This window comes from Sphingomonas sp. SP3 (assembly GCF_058514305.1).
Genome location: NZ_JBZSOE010000001.1, coordinates 1,556,447 through 1,579,894 on the forward strand (window position 1 = coordinate 1,556,447; position 23,448 = coordinate 1,579,894).

Annotated in this window: 24 protein-coding genes and 1 pseudogene; 13 read left to right on the top strand and 12 right to left on the bottom strand. The window is 64.3% G+C overall.

From position 1 onward, the window contains the following. Positions 1 to 47: 47 nt before the first annotated feature. The 3 genes from AC4K8G_RS08125 (at position 48) to AC4K8G_RS08135 (ending at position 4,950) form a co-directional block, all read left to right on the top strand. Positions 48 to 1,562, top strand: a complete 1,515-nt coding sequence (locus tag AC4K8G_RS08125; RefSeq protein ID WP_491733653.1) for a DEAD/DEAH box helicase — start codon at positions 48 to 50, stop codon at positions 1,560 to 1,562. 89 nt (positions 1,563 to 1,651) lie between these two features. Beyond that, positions 1,652 to 4,156, top strand: coding sequence for a DNA topoisomerase (ATP-hydrolyzing) subunit B (gene gyrB / locus AC4K8G_RS08130; protein ID WP_491733654.1), 2,505 nt, complete (start codon positions 1,652 to 1,654; stop codon positions 4,154 to 4,156). 32 nt (positions 4,157 to 4,188) lie between these two features. Further along, positions 4,189 to 4,950 carry an endonuclease/exonuclease/phosphatase family protein gene (locus tag AC4K8G_RS08135; RefSeq protein ID WP_491733655.1) on the top strand — a complete coding sequence of 254 codons (762 nt, stop codon included), beginning with the start codon at positions 4,189 to 4,191 and terminating at the stop codon, positions 4,948 to 4,950. Here AC4K8G_RS08135 and rpoN read toward each other — a convergent pair. From rpoN to AC4K8G_RS08160, 5 genes are read right to left on the bottom strand one after another with little or no spacing between them, the layout of a single operon-like run. Then, positions 4,947 to 6,407 carry an RNA polymerase factor sigma-54 gene (gene rpoN / locus AC4K8G_RS08140; protein WP_491733656.1) on the bottom strand — a complete coding sequence of 487 codons (1,461 nt, stop codon included), beginning with the start codon at positions 6,405 to 6,407 and terminating at the stop codon, positions 4,947 to 4,949. The genes AC4K8G_RS08135 and rpoN overlap by 4 nt on opposite strands. An 11-nt stretch (positions 6,408 to 6,418) precedes the next feature. Beyond that, positions 6,419 to 7,144, bottom strand: coding sequence for an LPS export ABC transporter ATP-binding protein (gene lptB / locus AC4K8G_RS08145; RefSeq protein WP_491734439.1), 726 nt, complete (start codon positions 7,142 to 7,144; stop codon positions 6,419 to 6,421). Between the two features lie 55 nt (positions 7,145 to 7,199). Next, entirely contained in the window at positions 7,200 to 7,763 is a 564-nt protein-coding gene (locus tag AC4K8G_RS08150; RefSeq protein WP_491733657.1) for an LptA/OstA family protein, read from the bottom strand. Next, positions 7,760 to 8,398 carry an LPS export ABC transporter periplasmic protein LptC gene (gene lptC, locus AC4K8G_RS08155; protein ID WP_491733658.1) on the bottom strand — a complete coding sequence of 213 codons (639 nt, stop codon included), beginning with the start codon at positions 8,396 to 8,398 and terminating at the stop codon, positions 7,760 to 7,762. Before lptC ends, AC4K8G_RS08150 begins: the two co-directional genes overlap by 4 nt. A gap of 20 nt (positions 8,399 to 8,418) precedes the next feature. Further along, positions 8,419 to 9,042: a ribonuclease D gene (locus AC4K8G_RS08160; RefSeq protein WP_491733659.1), complete on the bottom strand. Its 624-nt coding sequence runs from the start codon at positions 9,040 to 9,042 to the stop codon at positions 8,419 to 8,421. A 220-nt stretch (positions 9,043 to 9,262) separates the two neighbouring features. Here AC4K8G_RS08160 and AC4K8G_RS08165 point away from each other — a divergent pair, with 220 nt between their 5' ends. After that, positions 9,263 to 10,051: a cold-shock protein gene (locus AC4K8G_RS08165; protein ID WP_491733660.1), complete on the top strand. Its 789-nt coding sequence runs from the start codon at positions 9,263 to 9,265 to the stop codon at positions 10,049 to 10,051. Positions 10,052 to 10,112: 61 nt separating this feature from the next. Here the strand turns inward: AC4K8G_RS08165 and AC4K8G_RS08170 are convergent, their stop codons facing one another. From AC4K8G_RS08170 to AC4K8G_RS08185, 4 genes are read right to left on the bottom strand one after another with little or no spacing between them, the layout of a single operon-like run. Continuing rightward, on the bottom strand, positions 10,113 to 11,645 hold the full coding sequence (locus tag AC4K8G_RS08170) for a S10 family peptidase (protein ID WP_491733661.1): 1,533 nt from the start codon (positions 11,643 to 11,645) through the stop codon (positions 10,113 to 10,115). Beyond that, positions 11,642 to 12,943, bottom strand: a complete 1,302-nt coding sequence (locus tag AC4K8G_RS08175; RefSeq protein ID WP_491733662.1) for a metal-dependent hydrolase family protein — start codon at positions 12,941 to 12,943, stop codon at positions 11,642 to 11,644. The genes AC4K8G_RS08170 and AC4K8G_RS08175 overlap by 4 nt, the downstream gene beginning before the upstream one ends. Before the next feature lie 47 nt (positions 12,944 to 12,990). Further along, positions 12,991 to 14,592, bottom strand: a complete 1,602-nt coding sequence (locus AC4K8G_RS08180) for a cisplatin damage response ATP-dependent DNA ligase (RefSeq protein ID WP_491733663.1) — start codon at positions 14,590 to 14,592, stop codon at positions 12,991 to 12,993. Between the two features lie 33 nt (positions 14,593 to 14,625). Next, positions 14,626 to 14,934, bottom strand: coding sequence for a hypothetical protein (locus AC4K8G_RS08185; protein ID WP_491733664.1), 309 nt, complete (start codon positions 14,932 to 14,934; stop codon positions 14,626 to 14,628). Positions 14,935 to 15,019: 85 nt separating this feature from the next. On the opposite strand from AC4K8G_RS08185, the gene AC4K8G_RS08190 reads away from it, so the two are divergent. Both AC4K8G_RS08190 and rpmG read left to right on the top strand, forming a co-directional pair. Further along, positions 15,020 to 15,793 (top strand): hypothetical protein, encoded by a 774-nt coding sequence (locus AC4K8G_RS08190; RefSeq protein ID WP_491733665.1) that lies wholly within the window; start codon positions 15,020 to 15,022, stop codon positions 15,791 to 15,793. 104 nt (positions 15,794 to 15,897) lie between these two features. Next, on the top strand, positions 15,898 to 16,065 hold the full coding sequence (rpmG, locus tag AC4K8G_RS08195; protein WP_491101176.1) for a 50S ribosomal protein L33: 168 nt from the start codon (positions 15,898 to 15,900) through the stop codon (positions 16,063 to 16,065). 161 nt (positions 16,066 to 16,226) lie between these two features. On the opposite strand, the pseudogene AC4K8G_RS08200 reads toward rpmG, so the two are convergent. Then, positions 16,227 to 16,574: pseudogene (locus AC4K8G_RS08200) on the bottom strand (response regulator); the annotation flags it as partial. A gap of 46 nt (positions 16,575 to 16,620) precedes the next feature. On the opposite strand from AC4K8G_RS08200, the gene AC4K8G_RS08205 reads away from it, so the two are divergent. The 4 genes from AC4K8G_RS08205 to AC4K8G_RS08220 are packed head-to-tail and all read left to right on the top strand — an operon-like array spanning position 16,621 to position 19,285. After that, entirely contained in the window at positions 16,621 to 16,890 is a 270-nt protein-coding gene (locus AC4K8G_RS08205; RefSeq protein ID WP_491733666.1) for a DUF3572 family protein, read from the top strand. Continuing rightward, positions 16,887 to 17,630 (top strand): SDR family NAD(P)-dependent oxidoreductase, encoded by a 744-nt coding sequence (locus AC4K8G_RS08210; RefSeq protein WP_491733667.1) that lies wholly within the window; start codon positions 16,887 to 16,889, stop codon positions 17,628 to 17,630. Before AC4K8G_RS08205 ends, AC4K8G_RS08210 begins: the two co-directional genes overlap by 4 nt. 31 nt (positions 17,631 to 17,661) lie before the next feature. Then, the gene (locus tag AC4K8G_RS08215) at positions 17,662 to 18,123 is read left to right on the top strand and encodes a RidA family protein (RefSeq protein WP_491733668.1); all 462 of its coding nucleotides are present in this window, start codon (positions 17,662 to 17,664) and stop codon (positions 18,121 to 18,123) included. Positions 18,124 to 18,154: 31 nt separating this feature from the next. Next, entirely contained in the window at positions 18,155 to 19,285 is a 1,131-nt protein-coding gene (locus AC4K8G_RS08220) for a GNAT family N-acetyltransferase (protein ID WP_491733669.1), read from the top strand. Here the strand turns inward: AC4K8G_RS08220 and AC4K8G_RS08225 are convergent. Continuing rightward, entirely contained in the window at positions 19,267 to 20,187 is a 921-nt protein-coding gene (locus AC4K8G_RS08225; protein WP_491733670.1) for an isoaspartyl peptidase/L-asparaginase family protein, read from the bottom strand. The genes AC4K8G_RS08220 and AC4K8G_RS08225 overlap by 19 nt on opposite strands. Before the next feature lie 90 nt (positions 20,188 to 20,277). On the opposite strand from AC4K8G_RS08225, the gene AC4K8G_RS08230 reads away from it, so the two are divergent. Genes AC4K8G_RS08230 through AC4K8G_RS08240 form a run of 3 tightly spaced genes read left to right on the top strand, consistent with a single transcriptional unit; the run spans position 20,278 to position 21,637 of the window. Continuing rightward, the gene (locus AC4K8G_RS08230; protein WP_491733671.1) at positions 20,278 to 21,180 is read left to right on the top strand and encodes an SPFH domain-containing protein; all 903 of its coding nucleotides are present in this window, start codon (positions 20,278 to 20,280) and stop codon (positions 21,178 to 21,180) included. 3 nt (positions 21,181 to 21,183) lie between these two features. Next, positions 21,184 to 21,387: a type II toxin-antitoxin system antitoxin gene (locus AC4K8G_RS08235; protein ID WP_491733672.1), complete on the top strand. Its 204-nt coding sequence runs from the start codon at positions 21,184 to 21,186 to the stop codon at positions 21,385 to 21,387. Between the two features lie 4 nt (positions 21,388 to 21,391). Continuing rightward, positions 21,392 to 21,637: a hypothetical protein gene (locus AC4K8G_RS08240; RefSeq protein ID WP_491733673.1), complete on the top strand. Its 246-nt coding sequence runs from the start codon at positions 21,392 to 21,394 to the stop codon at positions 21,635 to 21,637. Here AC4K8G_RS08240 and AC4K8G_RS08245 read toward each other — a convergent pair. Further along, entirely contained in the window at positions 21,634 to 23,442 is a 1,809-nt protein-coding gene (locus AC4K8G_RS08245; RefSeq protein WP_491733674.1) for a hypothetical protein, read from the bottom strand. The genes AC4K8G_RS08240 and AC4K8G_RS08245 overlap by 4 nt on opposite strands. Positions 23,443 to 23,448 lie beyond the last annotated feature (6 nt).

The following is a 23,448-nucleotide window of genomic DNA, read 5'->3' on the forward strand; positions in this document are numbered from 1 at the left end:
CGCATTTGGCGCATTCGCCGCGCGCAAAGTTTTGGAATTTTCTACAAATGTCATTCATGAACCTGGGGCTTTCCAAGCCCCTGCTCGATGCGCTTGCCGCGAAAGATTATTCGCAGGCGACGCCCATCCAGACGCAGGCCATCCCGACCGTTCTGAGCGGTCGCGACCTGCTCGGCATCGCCCAGACCGGAACCGGCAAGACCGCGGCTTTCATGCTGCCGTCGCTCGACCGGCTGGCCGAGGCCAAGCGCTTCCCGAAGCCCGGCCACGTTCGCATGCTGGTGCTCGCGCCGACGCGTGAGCTTGCCGCGCAGATCGCCAAGAGCGCCGAAGCCTATGGCAAATATATGCGCCTGTCGGTCGGCGTCATTTTCGGTGGCGTGCCGAATTCCAAGAGCGTGCGCACCGTGGCGCGCGGGCTCGACGTCCTCGTCGCCACACCGGGCCGCCTGCTCGACCTCATCGACCAGCGCGCGCTGACCCTTCGCGAGCTCGAGATCCTCGTCCTCGACGAGGCGGACCAGATGCTAGACCTCGGCTTTATTCACGCGCTGAAGCGGATCGTCGCGCTCGTCCCGCCCAAGCGTCAGACCCTGTTCTTCTCGGCAACCATGCCCAAGGCGATCAAGGAGCTCGCGGACAAATATCTAACCAACCCGGCCGAAGTGTCGGTCACGCCGGCCGCGACCACGGTCGAGCGGATCGATCAGAGCGTCACCATGGTCAACCAGCAGGAAAAGACCGCGCTGCTTGCCACGATTCTCGGCCGGGAAGCGGTCCAGCGCGCCCTGGTATTCAGCCGCACCAAGCATGGCGCCGACAAAATCGTGCGCATGCTGGAAACTGCTGGAATCCCGGCGAATGCGATTCACGGCAATAAGAGCCAAGCGCAGCGCGAGCGCGCCATCGCTTTGTTCAAGTCAGGCGAAGCGAAGGTATTGATCGCGACCGACATCGCTGCGCGCGGGATCGACATCCCGGGCGTCAGCCACGTCATCAACTACGATCTGCCGGAAGTGCCGGAGCAATATGTCCACCGCATCGGCCGCACCGCGCGCGCCGGGGCGGACGGCATTGCGATCGCCTTTTGCGCTCCCGACGAGCGCGGCAATCTGCGCGACATCGAGCGTACGACGCGCCAGAAGATCGAAGTTGCTCCACTGCCCGCCGACTTCGCGGCTGTCGCGGAAACGTTCCGGCGGATGAAGCCGGCGCCGAAGGTAGCGCCGCAGCGCTCCGAACGGTCGCACACCAAGGCCGACCGGCGTCACGATGGTCAGCGCCGCGACGCTCGCAATGAACGTCAGCAGCAGCGCCATCCGCGCCGTGCCGACGGGCATGGCGGCCACCGCACCGGTACCCAGGATCGCACTGGCCAGCGCCGCGACGATCATTCGGCGCAGCGCGTCGAGGGCAATCGCGGACGGACCTCGTACCGGCCGGAAGCCTATCGTGAGGCTCCGTCCGATGCTCGTCCGGCAAGGCGCCCGGAGGGCGGCCAGCCGAAGCGTAAGTTCCATGGCCGGCGGCGCTTCGGCGGTCCCGGCCGCGCTCAGGGGTAAGCCCGATTTAGGACTCACGCGCGCGCGCATTATGCGTGCGCGCACGCGTGTGCGCGTGACTTCTCGGCCAAAATCCCTATATCTGGACTATGGCAACCGACCCCAATCAGAATGAATATGGCGCAGAGAGCATCAAGGTCCTCAAGGGCCTCGATGCGGTGCGCAAGCGCCCCGGCATGTATATCGGCGATACCGATGACGGATCCGGCCTTCACCACATGGTGTTCGAGGTTTCGGACAACGCGATCGACGAAGCGCTTGCTGGTCATTGCGACCGGATACTCATCCAGCTGAATCCCGACGGGTCGGTCACGGTCGAGGATAACGGCCGCGGCATCCCGACCGACATCCACAAGGAAGAAGGCGTGTCGGCGGCCGAGGTCATCATGACCCAGCTCCACGCCGGCGGTAAGTTCGAGAACACCTCGGACGACAATGCCTACAAGGTCTCGGGCGGACTCCACGGCGTCGGCGTCAGCGTCGTCAACGCGCTGTCGGAGTGGCTTGAACTGACCATCTGGCGCGACGGGGAAGAGCATTGGATGCGCTTCCGCCACGGCGATGCCGAGGCGCCGCTCAAGATTGTCGGCAAGGCACCGGAAGGAAAGAAGGGCACCAAGGTCACCTTCCTGCCGAGCCCGACCACCTTCAAGATCACGGACTTCGATTTCGAGCAGCTTGAGCATCGCTACCGCGAGCTGGCGTTCCTCAATTCGGGGGTTCGCCTGATCCTGGCCGACGCACGGCACGAGGAGCGGGTCGAGCATGAGCTTTATTATGAGGGCGGTATTGCGGCCTTCGTGAAATGGCTCGACCGCGCCAAGACCGCGCTGTTTCCCGAGCCGATCGCAATCTCCGCGGTCCGCGACGGCATCGGCATCGACGTCGCGCTCGAATGGAATGATTCCTATTACGAGAACGTTCTGCCGTTCACGAACAACATCCCGCAGCGCGATGGCGGCACGCACATGGCCGCATTCCGCGCGGCGCTGACGCGCACCATCAACAATTATGCCGACAAGTCCGGCATGCTGAAGCGCGAGAAGGTCACGCTCACGGGCGAGGACATGCGCGAGGGCCTGACCGCGATCGTGTCGGTCAAGCTGCCGGATCCCAAGTTCAGCTCGCAGACCAAGGACAAGCTGGTGAGCTCCGAGGTCCGCCAGCCCTTGGAAAGCCTGATGAGCGACAAGATGACCGAGTGGCTCGAGGAGCACCCGGGCGATGCGCGCTCGATCATCCAGAAGGTAATCGACGCTGCCGCGGCGCGCGAAGCGGCGCGCAAGGCGCGCGAAGCCAGCCGCAAGTCGGTGATGGGCATCGCCTCACTGCCCGGCAAGCTTGCCGATTGCCAGGAACGCGACCCGGCACTCAGCGAACTGTTCCTGGTCGAAGGTGACAGCGCCGGCGGATCCGCGAAGCAAGGCCGCAACCGCCACAACCAGGCGATCCTGCCGCTCAAGGGCAAGATTCTCAACGTCGAGCGCGCGCGGTTCGACCGCATGCTCGGCTCAAAGGAGATCGGCACCCTGATCCAGGCGCTCGGCACCTCGATCGGGCACGAGGAATTCAACCTTGAAAAGCTGCGCTATCACAAGATCGTGATCATGACGGACGCCGACGTCGACGGCGCACACATCCGCACGTTGCTGCTCACTTTCTTCTACCGGCAGATGCCGCAACTGATCGAGCATGGGCATCTCTTCATTGCCCAGCCGCCCCTCTACAAGGTCGCTCGCGGCCGCTCCGAAGTCTATCTCAAGGACGACGCCGCGCTCGACGATTACCTGGAGGAAGCGGGGCTCGAGGGCCTGGTCCTCGACACGTCCGAAGGCCAGCGCAGCGGCAATGACCTGAAAACCATGGTCGACCACGCGCGCCGCATGCGGACGTTGATGCGCTACGCCCCGCGCAAATATGATCCAGCGCTGATCGAGGCGCTCGCGATCAACGGCGCGCTCAAACCCAACCTCGACAAGGACGGCAAGACGAAGGCCATTGCCAGGGTCGGCGACTGGCTCGGCGCGGGCGACACCGAGGCCGCCTGGTCCGGCGAAGTGTCCGCGGAAGGCGGCTATCTGCTGAAGCGGCTGTGGCGGGGCGTCACGGACGCTCATGTCGTTGAGGCCAGCTTCCTGGTCTCGGCCGAAGCGCGCAAGCTCGACACGCTCGCCAAGGAGCAGGCAACCGCATACGCCAAGCCCTCCACTCTGCGGACGCTGAAGAAGGGCGCTGCGGAGGAGGCGAAGCCCGAGCCCGTTGAGGGCGAGGACGGCGAAAGCGCCGAAGCGATCGAAGCCGAGACCAAGGGCAAGCCGGTCCCCGTGACCCGCCCGTCCGAGTTGCTCGACGCGGTCCTTGCCGCCGGCCGCAAGGGCCTCAGCATTCAACGCTACAAGGGCCTTGGTGAAATGAACGCCGAGCAATTGTGGGAAACGACGCTCGATCCCGCGAACCGCTCCCTGCTTCGGGTGGAGGTTGCGCAGGCGGATGTCGCCGACGAAATCTTCACGAGGCTGATGGGTGACGTGGTCGAGCCGCGCCGGGAGTTCATTCAGGACAACGCCCTCAGCGTCGCCAACCTGGACGTCTAGGAACTTCGGCTCATGGCTGATGTTGGCGGCTCGTGATCAACGGCTGCATCACCGTCGCGTCCTATAATATGCGCAAGGCAATCGGCCTCGATCGCCGACGCGACCCGCATCGCGTCCTCGATGTGCTGCGGGAAATCGACGCCGACATCGTCGCCCTTCAGGAAGCGGACAAGCGCTTCGGCGGGCGCGGTTCGGCGGTGCCGCACGAGCTGATCGACACTCACGGCCTCTACAAGCCGGTCCACCTCGGCGTTCGCCACAAGCGTGCGTTCGACAAGGCGCGCAAGCACACCGATCGTCTGTTCAAGCTCAACACCCGCAACATCGGCTGGCACGGCAATGCGATCCTGGTGAAGCGGCACATCGGCGTGCTCGGCTGCTCGGCGATCGACCTTCCGACCCTAGAGCCGCGCGGCGCGGTCATGGCCGAGCTGCTCATCGACGAGAAGCCGCTTCGGATCGTTGGCATGCACCTCGACCTCTCCGGCCTGTGGCGGAAGCGGCAGATGCGCGCGATCCTCGAGGCGATCGCCGATCGGCCGCAGAAGATGCCGACCGTGCTGATGGGCGACACCAACGAATGGCGGACTGAAGCCGGCTGTCTCAAGGAAATCGAGCCGGAGTTTCATCTCGCCCCGACGGGTCCAAGCTTTCATGCTCGCCACCCGGTGGCGCAGCTCGACCGAATCATCGTTCACAAAGATCTGACGATCGACGCAGCCGGCGTCCATATGAGCGCAGCCGCGCGCCGTGCCTCTGATCATTTGCCCATCTGGGCTAGGCTCTCGGCCTAGCCGGCGATTTTTCTCAAGCGGCGTCGCTGGATCGACGATCCGATTCCCATCGCCTCGCGATATTTGACCACCGTCCGTCTGGCGACATCGAAGCCCTTGCCCTTCAGCAGGCTGGCAATCGCGTCGTCGCTCAGGATCTCGTCCTCCGCGCCGATCAATTGCTTGATCCCAGCCTTGACCGCTTCGGCCGCGGCACCGCCTTCGCCTTCCGATGAAGCGACCCCTGACCCGAAGAAATATTTGAGCTCGAACAGGCCGCGGTCGCTCAGCAGATATTTGTTCGAGGTGACCCGGCTGACGGTCGATTCGTGCATGCCGATGGCGTCCGCGACTTCGCGCAATGTCATCGGCTTCATCGCGGACACCCCGCGCTCGAAGAAACCCTGCTGCAGCTTCACGATCTCGCTGACGACCTTGACGATGGTCCGGGCGCGCTGGTCGAGCGCTTTGACCAGCCAGCTCGCGCTCGCGAGACACTCGCTCAGCCACGCACGCGATTTCTTGTCCTGCGGCCCCGACCTCAGTTCCTGGTAGTAGCGGCGGTTGACCAGCACGCGCGGCAAGGTCGCCTGGTTCAGCTCGACCGAATAGCCAGAGGGCGTGCGGCGCACGAATACGTCCGGCGTCACTTCCGCCGCGGCCGATGCTGCGAACTGGCATCCGGGCTTGGGATCGTAAGCGCGAAGCTCGCGAACCATGTCGGCAAGATCTTCGTCATCGACGCCGCAGATGCGCTTCAGGTCCGTGGTGCGGCCCTTCGACAGCAGGTCGAGATTATCGATCAGCCGCGCCATCGCGGGATCGTAGCGGTCGGCGGCCTTGGCCTGCAGCGCGAGGCATTCGGCAAGCGAGCGCGCGCCGACGCCGGCGGGCTCGAGATCCTGGACGATCGCCAGAGCCTGCTCGACCCGCGCGAGTGGCTCGTCGGCCGCGTCGGCAATGTCATCGAGCGGGATCGTCAGATAGCCCGTCTCGTCCAGCGTCTCGGCGAGGATCCGGGCAAGATCCCCTTCGCGTCCCGAAACCCCATGCAACTGGTCGAGCAGATGCTCCGCGAGCGACCCGGCGGCATATTCGACGCGGTCGAAATCGAAGGCTTCCTCGCCGCCGCCCGAGGTAACGACGTCGGCAAAGCTGTCTGTCTCCAGGGCCTCGGACGTCCAGTCGACGTCGAGCGGGCGGTCGTCATCGGCCTGCCCCATGATGAGATTGTCCGCGCCCGGGTCTTCCGGCGCCTCTTCGCCATCCGGCCCATCATCCCCGGCAAAGTCGCCCGCCGGCTGCTCGTCCGGCTCTTCAGAGCGCGCTTCGAGCAACGGGTTCTTGGACAATTCCTCGGCGATGAACGCGTCGAGCTCGAGGTTCGAAAGCTGGAGCAGCTTGATCGCCTGCGTCAGCTGGGGCGTCAGCACCAGCTGTTGCGATTGGCGGATCGAAAGGCTTGGCCCCAGTCCCATGGGAGCCGCCGTTACAGCGCGAAGCTCTCGCCGAGGTAAAGGCGCCGGACCTCTTGGTCGGCGACCAACGCTTCGGGAGTACCTTGGAACAGAACCTGGCCGTCGTAGATGATGCAGGCGCGGTCGACGATATCGAGCGTCTCACGGACGTTATGATCGGTGATGAGGACGCCAATGTCGCGCTGCTTCAGTTCCCTCACCAGGTCGCGGATGTCCGAGATCGAAATCGGGTCGATGCCGGCGAACGGCTCGTCGAGCAGCATGATCGAGGGGTTAGCGGCGAGCGCTCGGGCGATTTCGCAGCGCCGCCGCTCACCGCCCGACAGCGCCATCGCCGCCGAGTCCCTGAGTGCGGTCAGGCCAAATTCGCCGAGCAACTGCTCGAGCCGCGCGCGCCGGTCGGCCGCGTCGGGCTCGGCCACCTCGAGCACCGCCAGGATATTTTCCTCGACGGTCAACCCGCGAAAGATCGATGTCTCCTGCGGCAGGTAGCCGAGGCCGAGGATCGCGCGGCGGTACATCGGCAGCTCGGTAATATCCTGGTCGTCGAGCAGGATGCGCCCGCTGTCCGGCTTCACCAGCCCCATGACCGAATAAAAGCAGGTCGTCTTGCCCGCGCCGTTGGGCCCCAACAGCCCGACCACTTCGCCGCGGTGGACGTCGAGCGACACGTCGTGAAGCACGGCGCGCCGGTCGTAGGATTTGGCGATCGACCGCACCTCGAGGCCGGGGTTCATCCGCGCGTCCGCGGAGGATCGCGCGAAGGTCGCCGCTTCGTTCAACCGCCGCGTCCTATTTCTGCTGCTTGCGTTGCGGCACCGTGAAGTGGCCTTGCACGCGGCCACCGGTCTGGTTGACGCCAGGTGGGCCGCCATCGATCACCGCGCGGCCTGAATCGAGGTTGATAACCAGCCGCGCGCCGTTGATCAGGTTCTGGTCCCGGATCAGCTGGACGTTGCCGATCAGCGTAATCAGCTTGCGGTCGAGATCGTAGATGCCGAAGTCGCCCTTTGCCGTTTCGGATGGGCTGTGCACCGTCACCCCGCCGGCGGCATCGAGCCGCCTGATCTGGACGCCGCCAGGTTGCGACTGTCCGCCCGAGTAAGCGACGGTAAGCCGCGCCGTATCGAGCACCAGCTCAGCTTGGGTGACATGGACGTTGCCGGCAAAGATCGCGCGGTCGGCCCGATCCTGGACCTCGATCCGGTCGGCGGTCACGTCAACCGGCGCGTTGCTGTTATGCCCTTTTAGAGCGGAGACCGGCTGCTGTTGCTGGGCGCCGTTGGCGGCGCTGCCCGAAAGCGCGACCGCAACCGACAGTGCAAGGATGGTGCCAACGGATCGCATGGCCTTCATCTGACCGCCCCTTGAAAGATTTTCAAGCGAGCGCCGCCATCGAGCGTAACGGTTCGCTCGCCAAGATCGGCTTTGAGCTGGCCCGCCTGGAAGTTGCCGAGGCGCATTTGGCCGGCGACCGGTCCGCCGCTTGCGAGGTTGCGGCCTTTGAGGTCGACGGTCACGTCGCGGGTCGCCAGCCGATAGCCGTCGGGGCCCGCGACCTTCACCGGCCCGACGATCGCGACCCGTTGCGTGTCGATGTTGTAGCGGCCCTGGTTGGCCGCGATCAGCAACGGGCCCTTTTCCAGGGAAAGGCGCGCGAACATGCCATTGATGTCGACCAGCGGAATGTCCGAACTGCGCTGGATCGCCCGGTTCGCCGTCATCACGAAGGTTTGGCCTTTGTCGTCGGTGCCGGTGTAGCGCGCCGCTTCCACGCGCATTCGCTCGGGTGCATTCTCGACCTTCTTCTTGTCGAGGATGAAGCTGACGTCCCCCTTCTTGTCGAGCGGGGCGAGCATAAGGACCGCGATGAGGACTCCGACCGCGCTTGGCAGCGCGATCTTCGACCAGCGCACCAGGCGGTCGTGGGCGCTTCCCGGAACCGCCCAGCGTTGCTGGTCGTCACGATTCCGGCCTGCGGCTTCAGACATATCTGTCCCTTGGGCGCATGCTATCCGTCATGCGCGAAAATATCCTGCTCGGCCCAGCCTGCGATATCCAGCATGGCTCGGGCCGGCAGGAAGTCGAAGCATGCCTGCGCAAGCGCTGTCCGGTCCTCGCGGGCCAGCCGCTCGTCGAGCTTCTCCTTGAGCTGATGCAGGTACCGAACGTCGCTTGCGGCATATTCGCGCTGCGCGTCGCTGAGCTCGGGCGCCCCCCAGTCGCTGGTCTGTTGCTGCTTTGAGACGTCGACGTTGAGCAGTTCTTTGACCAGGTCCTTGAGGCCATGGCGATCGGTATAAGTCCGCACCAGGCGTGAAGCCGTCCGGGTGCAATAGAGCGGCGCGGCGAGGATCCCGAGATAGGCATGCATGATGCCGACGTCGAAGCGCGCGAAATGATACAGCTTGAGTCGGCGCGAATCGGCCAGCAAAGCTTTGAGATTGGGCGCCGCATAATCGCTTCCACGGCCGAACCGAACAAGGTGCTCATCGCCCTTTCCGTCGGACAGCTGCACGAGGCACAGGCGATCGCGGCCGGGCATCAGGCCCATGGCCTCGGTGTCGACCGCAATCGGGCCGTCCGCGAATTTTACCTCTGCGGGCAGGTCTTCCTCGTGAAAGTGAACGGCCATTCCTGATCCTTCGGCAAGGTGAGCGGACGCTTTAGTCCGCCATAGGCGTGCGTTGCCAGCCCCATGCGATTCGAACCGCGGATTCAATCACTAGAGCAGCACCTGATTTTACTGTAAGGGCGTGAACCGTGCGTGAGTAAGACACGCGCGCGACCGGTTGCGCCTGGGGCCCAGCGCGTTGGTTTATGGTAATTGCGGGCACACGGAAGTTTGGACGAGCATGGGTTTCGATAGAGGGCGCAAGGGGGACCGCGGCGGACGCGGCCGCGACAAGCGCGACAATGTCTTCGGCGAAGAAAGCAATTTCGGCGATCAAGTAGGTTTTCAAGAGCGCGGTGGTTATGGCGGCGGCGGTGGCCGCGGCGGCTATGGCGACCGACCGGCCTTCGGTGACCGCGGTGGTGGCGGCGGCTACGGCGGCGGCGGCGGCGGTGGTTTCCGCGGCGGCGGCGGAGGCGGTGGCTTCCGCGGCGGCGGCGGTGGCGGAATGCCGCCCCAGGTCGTTGGCGAAGGCAAGGGCATCGTCAAATTCTTCAACCCGCAAAAGGGTTTCGGCTTCATCGTTCGCGATGACGGTGGTGAGGACGTGTTCGTTCACATCTCCGCCGTCGAGCAGGCTGGTCTAACCGACCTCGCCGACGGTCAGCCGCTCGAGTTCACCCTGGTCGATCGCGGCGGGCGCATTTCTGCGACCAACCTGCGCATTGATGGCGAACCGATGGCGGTCGAGCGCGGCGGCGGCGGCGGCGGAGCGGCGGGCGGCAATGCCGGCCCGCAGCGTCAGCTGACCGGCGAGAAGGCGAGCGGCACGGTCAAGTTCTTCAACGCGATGAAGGGCTTCGGCTTCATTCAGCGCGACGATGGACAGCCCGATGCGTTCGTTCACATCTCGGCCGTCGAGCGCGCCGGCATGCCGACGCTCAACGAGGGCGACCGGCTTGAATTCGAGCTAGAGGTCGATCGGCGCGGCAAATACGCCGCCGTCAATCTTCAGCCGAAAAGCGAGTAAGGCGTAAGCCTTAAGGGGGCGGAAGGGCCGGGGAAGCGATTCCCCGGCCCTTTTCCTTTGCCTATTGCGCGCCAGCGTAAAAGGCGTCGATGTCGGCCGTAAGTTGCCGCGCGGAGCCCGGGTCGATGTACATCATGTGGCCCGCCGGATAGTAAGTGTAACGAATGTTCGCCGCTACTTGCGGGTCGAGCGCCATGTGCCCCAAATCATATTCAGCGCCGAAGAATGGGGTCGCAAGATCGTAAAGCCCGGCGACATTGAGGATCTTGAGCCGCGGATTCTCTCGCATCGCCTGAGCAAGGTCCGAGGCGGTGTTGGCGGCGAACTGCTGCCCGTCGGGCGAGTTGTGCTGGAAGTTCCAGTCGTTCCCGATCCCGCCGTAATTGTTCACCCGGTAATTGAGCGGCGTTTTGTAGCCGAGGTCGCGAAACAGATAGTCGTTGATCGCGGCACCGAACGCGCCCGTGATTGCGCTCGCCTGCGGGTCGTAGCTCGGGTTCTCGCCCGCGGCGTCAGCCTCGGTGCCAATGAAGCGTGAATCGATTCGTCCGATGATCTGCCGGCGGTCGCGCAACAGCTCACGCTGGAAGCGGTTCGGCTGCACGCGGAGGTTGGCGCGCAGAATGTAGTCCGGCGACAGGCCGGTAAGGCGCGCCATCTGCTGCGCCACGGACTGCTTTTCTTCGTCGCTGATTGCCGCGCCCTTTTGGAGCGCGGTCGCATAGGGGCCGGCGGCAAAGGAACGAGCCTCGCCGACAAAGCTCATCAGGTCCGGCTTGGGCTGGATCTTGCCATGGTACCAGGCATCGGCCGCATAGGTCGGAAGGAATTCGATCAGCGCCTGGTCGTCGCCCCCGAACAGGCCGAGGTTGAGGATGGTCGAGACCAGCACGATGCCGTTGAGCTGAACGCCGGCGTCCGACAGCGACTTTGAAAGTGCCGCCGCCCTCGTCGTTCCGTAGCTTTCGCCGATGATGAATTTCGGGCTGTTCCACCGTCCGTATTTCGTCAGATAGCGCTGGATCGTGCGCGTGAAGGCATCCGCGTCCTTGTCGACGCCGAAGAAGTCCTTGGCCTCCGCCTTGCCAATTTCGCGCGACAAGCCGGTCGTCGGCGCATCGATGAACACGAGGTCGGTAACGTCGAGCAACGTGTCGGGATTGGCGCCGTAACGGAACGGCGGGCCCGGGATGGTGGCCGGCTGCGATGCATCGACCTTCATCGGACCGAATGAGCCCATGTGGAGCCACATGGTCGAGGAGCCAGGTCCCCCGTTGAACAGGAACGTGACGGGCCGCGGCCGGCCTGCGGAGGGGATCGTGTAGGCGGTGTAAAACATGCTCGCGACCGGCTCACCCTTGTCGTTGCGGATCGTGAGATGTCCCGGAGTCGCGGTGTAGGCCAGCGTCTTACCCCGCAGCGGGATCGACCGGCGCACGGGCTGGGCGTCTTCCTCGACGTTCGCCTTGACCACGTCCTTGTCAGGCGGGGCCGCTTCCGACTTCGCGTCCTTTGATGGGACGTCACCGGCTTCCTGCGCGAACGCGGGCGCGCTGAGCATGAGCGCGATGGCAAAGAGGGAAGAGCGCATCATTGTCCTTTCATCGGGATCGGTTTGCCCTGCGTCATGACATAGCCGACGCGCTGTACCGCGGTCGGATCGACCAACGGGTCTCCATCGACTGCAATCAGATCCGCCGACTTGCCGGCATCGAGCGTTCCGGTCTCTGCGGCGAGGCCCATCAAGTCCGGGCCGCCTTTGGTTGCGGCAATGAGCGCATCGCGCGGTGTCATCCCGCCCTTCGTCACCATCAGCTCGACTTCCCTGTTGGCCTGGCTGTGCGGCGCGACCGCGCTGTCAGTGCCCAGCGCGATCTTCACGCCGTTGCGGTAAGCGAGATTGAGGCCGTTCCCCCACAAGGCGAGAATCTGCCGCGCCTTGGCTTCGGAAGCCGGCGGAAGCTTGCCCGTGCCCAGCATGCCCTGGACGCCGCTGAACGCCATTAGGGTCGCCGAATAATAAGTGCCGTGCGCCTTCATTGCGCGGGCGCCCGCCTCATCGAGCATGGTGCCATGTTCGATCGAATCGATGCCTGCGTTGGCGGCGGCGAGAATCCCGCGCGCCCCATGTGCATGCGCGGCAACTTTGAGATGCATGGCATGCGCCATGTCGGCAATGCCCTTCAGCTCCGCGTCGGTGAAATGCTGCTCGAGTCCCATCGCGCCCGGATCAAGCACGCCCCCCGTTGCCATGACTTTGATCACATCGACGCCGGCCGCGGCGAGTTCGCGGACGACCTTCTGGCACTCGTCCACGCCTGTGCAGACTGATGGGTTCAAATGCGCTTCGTTCACGGCTGCGGCGAGCTCGGGCGGTAGCCCGGTGGCGGTGTCGGCGTGGCCGCCGATGATCGACAGCGGCGCACCTGAAACCTTGATTCGGGGGCCCGCGAAACGTCCTTCCGCAACGGCGTCGCGAACAGCAATCACCGCGTTCGTGTCGCCACCAAGGTCGCGGACCGTGGTGAAGCCGGCGCGGGCCATATCGAGCGCATGGGTCAGGCCGACGGTGACCGAATATGCGTTCGAATATTTCTGGGTGAAGTAGCTGTACCAAGGAGTGCCGCTGTCCTGCGTCAGATGGACGTGGACGTCGGTCATGCCCGGCATCACTGTGCGCGCGCGCTCATCGACGACGATTGCCCCTGCCGGCGCGGTGAATCCACTGTCGATCCGGGTGATGCGGCCATTGTCGACGATGACGGTCGACTGGCCGCGTGCCGGCTGCGCGGCATCGACGATCAGGTGCCCGGCCTGGATCGCGTAGGTTTCTGCGTTGGCGGTCGCGGATATGGCCAGCGCCGCGGCGCCGGCGAGCAGATGCTTGAACATGTTTTCCCCCTCTTGAGGAGGAAGGCTTAGCGCGCTTCGCTAGCGCTTCAAGTTACCATTGCTTGGAGCGTCGCCAGCCGGTCGGCCTCAGCCGCCGGTTTGTCGATGCGGATGCGGCTGATCCTGGGGAAGCGCATCGCAATTCCGGACTTGTGGCGCGAACTCTGGTGGACTGAGTCGAAGGCGACCTCGAGCACTAGCGCCTTCTCGACCTCGCGCACCGGTCCGAACCGCTCGGTCGTATGTCCGCGCACCCACCGGTCGAGCCATTTTAATTCCTCGTCAGTGAAGCCGAAATAGGCTTTTCCCACCGGCAGCAGTTGGCCGTCTTCGGCCCAGCAGCCGAAGGTGTAATCGCTGTAATAGCTCGAGCGTTTCCCCGAGCCGCGCTGCGCGTACATCAGGACGCAATCGGCGGTGAGCGGATCGCGCTTCCACTTGTACCACAGGCCGGCCCGGCGCCCGCCGACATAGGCGCTGTCGCGGCGCTTCAGCATCATACCTTCGATGGCGACGTCGCGAGCGCTCGTTCGAAGGACTTCAAGTTGCTCGAAACTGTCCGCCTCGATCAGCTGCGAAAGGTCGAAGCGTTCCGGGTCGAGAGGTTTTGCAAACGCTTCGAGCCTTTTCCGGCGCGTCTCCCAACCTTGACCTCGCAAATCCTCGTCGCCGTCGAACAATATGTCGTAGAGCCGGACGAACGCCGGGTAGCTCTTGAGCATCTTGGCGCTGACGTTCTTGCGTCCGAGCCGCTGCTGCAACGCGTTGAAGCTGGCCGCCGCGCCGCCGTGCAGGTCGGCGACGCCCTGATCCTCACCCCGAACGAGCAACTCGCCGTCGAGTGCGCCCTTCGTCGCAAATGCCTGAGCAACTTCCGGGAAACTGCCCGAGATATCGTCGCCGGTGCGGCTGTAGATCCGGGTCTCGCCGCCGGCGTGAACTAGCTGGACCCGGATGCCGTCCCATTTCCATTCTGCCGCATAATCGTCGAGCGAGACCTTGGTCTCTTCAAGCGCATGGGCGAGCATGAACGGCCGGAAGACGGGCACGTCCTTTGCCGTCGGCTGGTCGCCGCGTCCTTCACCCCAGGCAAACAGCTCGGTGAACGGTGGACGCAGCCCGTGCCACACCTCCTCGACCGCCTCGACATCGAGGCCGAAGGCGTCGGCTAGCGCTTGCTTGGCCAGTCGCGCGCTGATCCCGACGCGAAGCCCGCCGGTCGCGAGCTTGAGCAGGGCAAACCGTCCCGATGCATCGAGATGGTCGAGCATCGAGGCAAGGATCCGCGGCGCATCGAGCCTCGTGGTCGAGCGGAGCCGCTCGATCGCCGCGCTGATGCTGATCGTCGCATCATCGACTTCTGGCGGCTCATCCAGCGGCTTGGGCCAAAGCAAAGCCACCGTCTCGGCCATGTCACCGACATAGTCGCGGCTCATGTACAGCAGCACGGGATCGACCCGCTCCTCGGCGATCGCTCGCACTGCCGCGCCCTTGACTGCGGGAATGTCCAGCGTTCCCGTCAGCGCGGCCAAGCCGTAGCCGCGGTCCGGGTCGGGCGTTTCCTTCAGGTAATCGCCGATGAGCTTGAGCTTGGTATTGCGCGAGCGCGTGTAGACGAGATCGTCGAGCAGCTGCGAAAAGGCGCGCATTGCGCCTCAAATGCGTGAAAGCGCCTTTCGTGCCTAGTGCAGGCGGACGGCGAGCGCGGCGAGCATCGCCGTGCAGTCGTGGTCCGAATGGCAGTCGAAGGCGTCGTCGACACGCTCAAGGCACGATGACATCGACACGCGATGCCCCGGCAGCAGCGCCAGCTGTGCCGAGCAATGGGCAAGGCTCTCAAGCGCAGCCAAGCCATGCGCGGCGGCGAGTTGGCGGATCGCGTCCATGCGGGCGTGAAGGTCGAGCGGCGACAGACGGCGGCCGGCATCGCGAATCTCAGCGACGCGCAAGGTCACCTCGTGCCTTACATTCGCGAGCGGATCGCCTGCCATCATCTGCCTCCCGTTGAAGGCAGGGTCTCGCACATTGGTTAAGCAGCCGTTACGACCTGGTTACAGCCTCAATACGGGGAACCCCATGATACTTCGCCGGATACGGGAGCATGTCGCCCACCATAACTGGTTTGCGGTGGCGATCGACCTGGCGATCGTGGTCATCGGGGTGTTTCTCGGCACCCAGGCGACGAACTGGAACCAGGCTCGCCTGGATCGGGAGCGCGGGCGTGAGAGCCGTGCGATGCTGATCGACGATCTGCAGTCCAATCAGCAGAACCTGGACCAGCAGCGGCAATATTATCACTGGGTCCATGGCGAGGGGCTGAAGACGCTCGCTGCTCTTGGGAAGCCGAGCTCTTCACTCGGGTCGCAATTTTTGATCGATGCTTATCAGGCCAGCCAGACGCTGCCTTGGGCAATGAAGCGCAACACCTACGACCAGATGATTGCCGCGGGGGATATAGCCAACATCGGCGACGCCGAACTGCGCGACAAGGTGACCAACTTTTACGCGACCACGGAGTCGACGCAGGTCAATCTGGTCTCGGTGCCGGCTTACAAAGAGACCCTGCGGCGAACGATGCCGTATCTGGCTCAGGCGGCGATCCGCCGGGACTGCGCCGAGAAGATCAGCGACAGTTCGCAGGGTGAAACCCGAATGAGCCTGCCCACGACCTGCACGATTAGGCTGGATCCTGTGATCGAGCGCGCCGCCATAGCCCAGGTGCGTGATGCGCCCGGATTGTCGCTCGACCTCAATCGCCTGCTCGTCGACCTTGACCAGAAGGTGATCTCGGTCGACCTCATCTCTCGCCGAGCGAAGGTGCTCCAGAAGGCGCTGGAGGACGCTCGCTAGCGAAGCGATCGTCTCGGAAAACTTGACAAATCTCGCCTCGCCGACCAGAGCGCGCCGAACGGGCGGCGAAGGCCGCTTTTCTTTTTTCAGATTTGGAATTCACGATGGCCAAGCCGGCAACCGTCAAGATCAAGCTCGTCAGCAGTGCCGACACTGGCTTCTTCTACGTCACCAAGAAGAATCCGCGCACTCAGACCGAGAAGCTGAGCTTCAAGAAGTACGACCCGGTCGCGCGCAAGCACGTCGAGTTCAAGGAAGCCAAGATCAAGTAAGCTGGCTTTATGGCCGCGCGAATGGCGCCGAACCGCGTGACATTTGTGGCCGTATGCTAGCTTTCCTCGCCGCCTGGTTCGCCCAGGCTCGGCCCTTCGGCGCCTTCATTGGCCCATTCGGCTTGATCTTCGCCCGCCGGGTCAGCTTGCTCCCCGCTTTCGAGCAACTCATCGACCGTCTGCGCGAATCGCACGACCGAGATCGGCTTGGACACATAGGCCTGCGCACCCGCGCCCCGGATGCGTTCCTCATCGCCACGCGCTGAGTAAGCGGTCACCGCCATGATCGGCACGCGAGCCAGCTTCTTGTCCTTCCGGATCAAGCGAATGAGGTCGAGCCCGCTGACGTGCGGCAACTGGATATCGGTGATGACCAGGTCCGGTTCGAAGCTGCGCGCCTTCTCGAGCGCGTTGCGGCTGTCGGTCACCGCTTCCGGCTGGTGGCCGTGCGCGGCAAGCAGGTCGCAGAACAATTTGATGTTCAGCGCATTGTCCTCGACGATCAGGATCTTCGCCAATTTTGCATCCTTCCCCCGCTTCGCGCACTTCTAGGCCGTGCTAGGCGAGACACCAAACGACCCAATTGCGCTTGCGCTTTCGGCGCTAGCGGCAACGCTCGGCGACGAACGTCGGACGCAGCGGTTCCTCGACCTGACCGGAATCGGGACGGATGAACTGAAGCGCAAGGCGAGCGACCCACAGCTGCTTGCCGCAGTGCTCCGGTTTCTGGAGGCCTTTGAGCCCGATCTCATCGCCGTTGCCGAAGACCTTGGCGTTCCGCCCGCTGCGCTCGTAGAGGCTCGGCGGCAGTTGGAGGATCAATGAAGACCATCCTGATTACGGGAGCGACCGCAGGCTTCGGGGAAGCCGCCGCCCGCAAATTCGTCGCGGGCGGCTGGAACGCCATCGGCACCGGTCGCCGCGGCGATCGATTGAAGAAGCTGCAGGCCGAGCTCGGCGACGCGTTCCTTCCTCTCGAAATCGATATGCGCGACCGAACAGCGCTCGAAAGTCTTGCCGGGCTCGAAGGGCGCTGGGGCGAGATCGACCTCTTGCTTAATAACGCGGGCCTGGCGCCGCCGACCGATCCGCTGCCGGATACGGACTGGGACCGGGTCGAAAATGTGATCGACACCAACATCACCGGTCTTGTCGCGCTAACCCGCGCCCTCCTGCCCAAATTGGTCGAGCGCAAAGGTCACATCATCAACCTGTCGTCGGTTGCCGCGACCTACCCGTACAAGGGCGGCGCAGTGTACGCGGGCACGAAGGCGTTCGTGCGCCAGTTTTCGCTCGACCTTCGTTGCGACCTTGCCGGGACCGGCGTCCGCGTGACCTCGATCGAGCCTGGCATGGCGGAGACCGAATTCACGATCGTTCGCACCGGCGGCGACAAGCAAGCGTCCGACAAGCTCTATGCGGGAATGGATCCGATGACCGCCGAGGACCTCGCCGACCTTTTCTGGTGGCTCGCCAACTTGCCTCCGCACCTCAACATCAATGCCATCGAGTTGATGCCGGTCACCCAGAGCTGGGCCGGCTTCACCGTCAACCGCGAGGGTTGATTCACACGCCGACCGGTGCTTGGGGCGGCTCATGAGCATTGATGAGCGCCTCGCCGAACTCGGCGTCACCCTTCCGCAGCCGGCAGCGCCGGTCGCGGCCTACGTCCCTGCCGTCGAACTCGGTGGACTTCTCCACATTTCAGGGCAGATCAGCTTCGCCGAGGACGGCAGCCTGATCAAAGGCCGGCTAGGCGAAGACATGGACGTGGACGCGGGCATCGCCGCGGCCCGGCGCTGCGGAATTATGCTGGTTGCGCAGATGAAGGCCGCGCTCGGCTCGCTCGATCGGGTCGAGAAGATCGTGAAATTGGGTGTGTTCGTGAACAGCGCACCGTCATTTACTGATCAGCCGAAGGTCGCCAACGGTGCGTCCGAGCTGATGCAGGACGTATTCGGAGACGCCGGCCGCCACGCCCGGAGCGCGGTCGGCGTGGCGGTGCTTCCGCTTGGCGTTGCGGTTGAAGTCGACGCGATCGTCGCAGTCAAAGCCTAGTTCATCGCGCCTCAGCTACCCATAAGGGGGTATGGCCGACCGCGAATCTGAAGTCATAGCGAGGCTAGCATCCGGCGTTGCCGCCGTGGATGCCACCGCGTGGGACGCGCTCGCCGGCGACGACCCATTTCTCAGTCATGCATTCCTCTCCTTGCTTGAGGATTCGGGCAGCGTTGGGCCTGGTACCGGCTGGTCGCCCGCGCCTATCCTGATCGAGGAAGAAGAGGCGATCGGTGCCGCAGCTCCGGCCTATCTCAAGTCGCACAGCCAGGGCGAATATGTGTTCGACCACGGCTGGGCGGAGGCGTGGATGGGCGCCGGTGGCCAATATTATCCTAAGCTGCAGATGGCGGTGCCCTTCACCCCGGTGCCGGGCCCGCGTCTGCTGGGCGCGAAGCGGCAGCAGTTGCTTGCGGCCGCCGAGGCTGTGGTCGTCCAAAACGACCTTTCGTCGGCACACATCACGTTCGTCGATGACGCAGGCGCTGGCGAATGCGAGCAGCGCGGATGGCTGATCCGTCACGGCATCCAATATCATTGGTTCAACCGCGGCTATTCGAGCTTCGATGATTTCCTGGCGGCCCTAACCAGTCGCAAGCGCAAGGCGATCCGGAAAGAGCGTTCGGTCGCCCGCGAGGGCCTCGAATTTCGTCAGCTGCGCGGTCCGGAGATCGGCCGGGCCGACTGGGATGCGATGTGGGCCTTCTATCAGGACACGGGCTCACGAAAGTGGGGCCACCCGTACCTTACCCGCGAATTCTTCGAACTGATCGGCGAACGGATGGGCGATAAGGTGCTCCTGTTCCTGGCTCTCCGCCGCGGACAGCCCATCGCCGGCGCTCTCAACTTCATCGGGCCCGACAGCCTTTACGGCCGCTACTGGGGGTGCGTTGAGGAAGTCCGCTTCCTCCACTTCGAGCTAAGCTATTACCAAGCCGTCGAATGGGCGATCGATCACGGGTTGATCTCGGTTCAGGCCGGTGCGCAGGGCGAGCACAAGATCGCCCGCGGTTATGAGCCGGTGATCACGCGGAGCGCCCACTTCCTGTCGAACCGCAACTTCCGCAATGCGGTCGCGGATTTCGTTGAGAGCGAGCGCGACGCCATTGCGAATGAAATCGCGTGGCTGCGCCGGGACCTGCCTTACCGGTCCTCCGAATAGATCGCGACGGTGCGGCCGGTCGCGTCGGCCATCCCGCGATACATCGCCGGAGTCGTGAAGCCCCAGGCTGCGTCGCCGTCGGCGGAAACCGCGATCAGGCCGCCTTTGCCGCCGAGCGCATCGATGTCGGCCAGGGTCGCATCAAGCGCCTGCTGTAAGGACTGACCGCCGAGGCGGATGCGCTCGGCAAGCTGGTGAGCGGCGACGGCGCGGATGAAATATTCTCCGGACCCGGTCGCCGACACGGCGGCTGAACGGTCATCGGCATAGGTGCCCGCGCCGATCAGCGGCGAATCGCCCACGCGGCCCCAACGCTTTGCAGTGATTCCCCCCGTGGACGTCGCCGCCGCGACGTGGCCGTCGAGATCGACCGCGACGGCGCCGATCGTCCCATATTTGATTGGATCCGCCGCGCTCCCCGCCGCCAATGCTTCGTCCAACTGGCGCTTGCGCTCGGGCAGAATGAAGAAGTCGTTGGCCACTTGTTCCAGCCCTGCTGCCTCCGCGAAATGGTCCGCCGCATGGCCGGAGAGGAACACGTGCGGCCCATGCTCCATCAACTGCCGCGCAAGGCTGATCGGCGCGCGGGTAGTGGTGATTCCGGCAACCGCGCCGGCATTGCGACCCGCGCCTTCCATGATTGCAGCGTCGAGCTCGACCTCGCCATTCTGGGTCAGCACGCTGCCCCGGCCGGCGTTGAAGCAGGCGTCTTCCTCTAGCAATCGCGCCGCGGCCTCGACCGCGTCGACCGAACTTCCGCTCTTCGCCAGGATCGCCGCGCCCGCCTCAAGGGCCGCTTCCAACCCTGCACGCGCCCGCGCTTCATGGGCCGGATCGTCATGCGCGATGCGCTCGGAGCCTGCCCCGCCGTGAATCAATAATCGCCAGCGCTTCTCGAACATCCGGGCGCCATAGCCGCGCCGCGAATCCGATTCCAGTTGACGCGCTTCACGTGGGTATATTAAAATGATATCATATTTTGGGAGGCAAATGTGGCAAACGAGAAAGTCATTGCGCTGACTGCGACGAGCGAGCGGAAGGCCGAATCCTTCAGCGGCTACGTGATGCTGCTGGCGCTCGTCGTCGTGGTTCTCTTCTGGCTGTTCGGGTTCTTCAACATCGCGAACGACACAGGCGGCTGGCTTGCGCTTGTGACCATGGGGCTTGGACCGGCTCTGCTGATCCTGATCCTGCCCGGCTTTTATATGCTTCAGCCCAACCAGGCGGCGGCCATCACCTTGTTCGGTTCCTATCGCGGGACCGATCGGACGACGGGCCTCAGGTGGATCTGGCCGTGGATGGCTAAGAAGAAAGTCTCCGTCCGCGCCAACAATTTCATCTCTGAGAAGATCAAGGTGAACGACCTTCGCGGCAACCCGATCGAAATGGCCGCGCAGATCGTTTGGCGCGTGGTCGATACGGCGCAGGCCCTGTTCGACGTCGACGACTACAAGCAGTTCGTCCGCGTCCAGGTCGAAGCGGCGATCCGGACCATCGGGTCGCGCTATCCTTATGACGATTTCGAGCATCAGGAGATCACGCTTCGCGGCAATCACGACCAGGTCGGCGCCGAGCTTCGCACCGAGCTGCAGGCGCGGCTCGCGGTAGCGGGAATCACCGTCGATGAATGCGGCTTCACGCACCTCGCCTATGCGCAGGAAATCGCTGGCGCGATGCTTCGCCGCCAGCAGGCCCAGGCGGTGGTTGCCGCCCGCAAGACCCTGGTCGAAGGCGCGGTCGGAATGGTCGAGATGGCGTTGGCGATGCTCAGCGAAAAGAACGTCGTCGAGCTCGACGACGAGCGCCGCGCGGCGATGGTGTCAAACCTGATGGTCGTGCTTTGCGGCGAGCGCGATACGCAGCCCGTCGTCAACACCGGCACGCTTTACCAATAAGCCATGGCCGGCGCCGGCGACCGCAAGGCTTACCCACTCCGCGTCGACCCGGCACTGTGGGCGGCGGTCGAGCGCTGCGCTTCGGCCGAGCTGCGCAGCGTCAACGCCCAGGTCGAGTGCTTGCTGCGCGAAGCGCTCGGTGCGCGGGGTGTGAAGCTCAGGGCGCCAGCGCCACGTAAACGCGGCCGGCCCACGAAGGGAGAATGAAGCGATGAGCGACGGCCCCGAATGGTTCGCCCCGAAGCGTTACGGATATGGCTCAGGCATTCCGATCAGCTGGCAAGGCTGGGCAATCACGATTGGCTTTGTCGCTATTGCCGTCTTGGTGTCCGTTAAATTCGCCAATAGGCCGATGATGATGGTCGGTGCGCTGGCCCCGCTCATCGTGATTCTGATGGTGATTTGCGCCAAGACGACGCGCGGCGGGTGGCGTTGGCGCTGGGGCGATCCCGACTAACCGACCGACAGGTCGCGTTGCTGGTTGACGAGCCGCCACTCATCGAGGTCGGACAGCATCAGGCGCGCCGCCTGCTCGGTGAGGTCCGCGGCGCGCCCGAGCTGGACCTGCTTGCGCAGCTCGCGTTCGATATCGCGAAGCGTGCTCGCAGTGGCTTTGGAGCGCAGTGCATCGCCCCCGAAGTCCGCCTGGAAACGGATTCCGAACACCGCCGTGCCGAGCGCTGGAAAGCCGGCCGATACCAATGTGAACCAATTGCCGTAACGCGTGACGAAATCCGCGCCGATGCCCAGCCCCACGAGCGTCGCTACCGACACCAGCAGCGTCGCGACGAACAACACGGTTCCGATCTGCGCGAGCCGATGGTCGAGCAGTTCGATCTGAACCGCGTTGCGTTCGTGGTATGCGATTTGCGGTGCGACCTCATGCTCAGCGATGGCATCCGCCAGCCGTTCCGCGCGCCTCGGATCGAGCGTTCCGGAGGGGCAGCCCATCGCTCGCCAGATCGCGCTCGCATACCAGTCGATCCAGCGTTTGGGCACCGGATTGGCTTCGGTCCCCGGTGGGTCGGGCGCGGCAATTCCGAGAAGCTTGAGGCTCCGCATCGGCCGCAGTCGCTCGGCGAGCTGGCGATAATCGAGCCAGCGCCGGTGCCACTGTTGCCTGCTGCCAATCATCGCGTTCAGGATGATCGCCAACGTAATCACCATTTCGAACGCGGCGAATTCGAACTTCAGATGCGGCGCCATGAATGCACTGAGGCCCAGGCACACGGCGATTCCGCCAAGCAGGAAGTTGAAGATGTGCCCGCTTCGGTATGTCTGGGCGAAGTGGGTCGCCAGCCGGTCGGCCCAGCTATAGGATTCTTCGAGCAAGTCGATCGGCGCGTTGATGTTGTGCGCCTCGGCGCAGCCGGCCCGATAGCGCTGCCACTCGTCCCTTATCTGTTCCAGGCAATGCCGCTCGGTAAGGTCGCCCGGCCTGAACCTGCGGACGCCGGCAGCGGTCAGGAGCAAGGGATATTCGATCCGCGCACGGATTCGCCACAAGCGCTCACTGAAGAATTGCTTGAGGAAGCGGCGCTCCTGCGGGTCGGGCGGAATCGTCAGAAGTCCGGAGAGCAGGGCTTCGACATCCGCGCTACGAAGCGGTCGCTCGACCGACGGGTCATCCGCCACCGTCAGGACAGTTGGATCGAACGCGCTCCACAGCAGGCGCGCGTCGCGCTGGGCGTCGGGCGGGAGATGAATGACCGCGGTTCCCCGGGTGATCGCCAGCATCGCGACTTCCCCGGTCCCACCCCGTCCGCGTGGCGGAAGCCCGTCCCATACCGCGATCAATATGTCGCAATGCGCGACCGTGGCTCGCCCGGTCATCACGTAAGCGTCGAGCTCGCGCTTGCTGTCGCCGGGAAGTTCCAGCACGCAGGCCGCCTGGCCGATCAGTGCGTCGAAGCGTTCGCGCGCGCCGTCATTCGCGAGGCTCGCGCGGTAGCGCTTGCGGTCGAACGGAAGCACGACATGCAATTGCCAGCCGAGTTCGAGCGCGACTTCCGCCGCGATCTGGTCGGCGCCGTCCGCGATAGGCGAGACAAAGCGCCTCGCGATCGGTGCGTCGGAGAACGAGTCCTTGCTTCGCTTACGAACCTTGTCCCCGGCTTCGCCGATCACGGTCAGCACTTCCCGCAGCCGCTGGCGAAGGGGAACGAGTGCGCCGGCTGGAAGCATGTCGGCGCGATGCCCGGTCACGCCAACGCACAGAGTGAACGGCGGCTGCGGCGGGCCGCTCCGGGATGGTTGCTTCATGCTCGG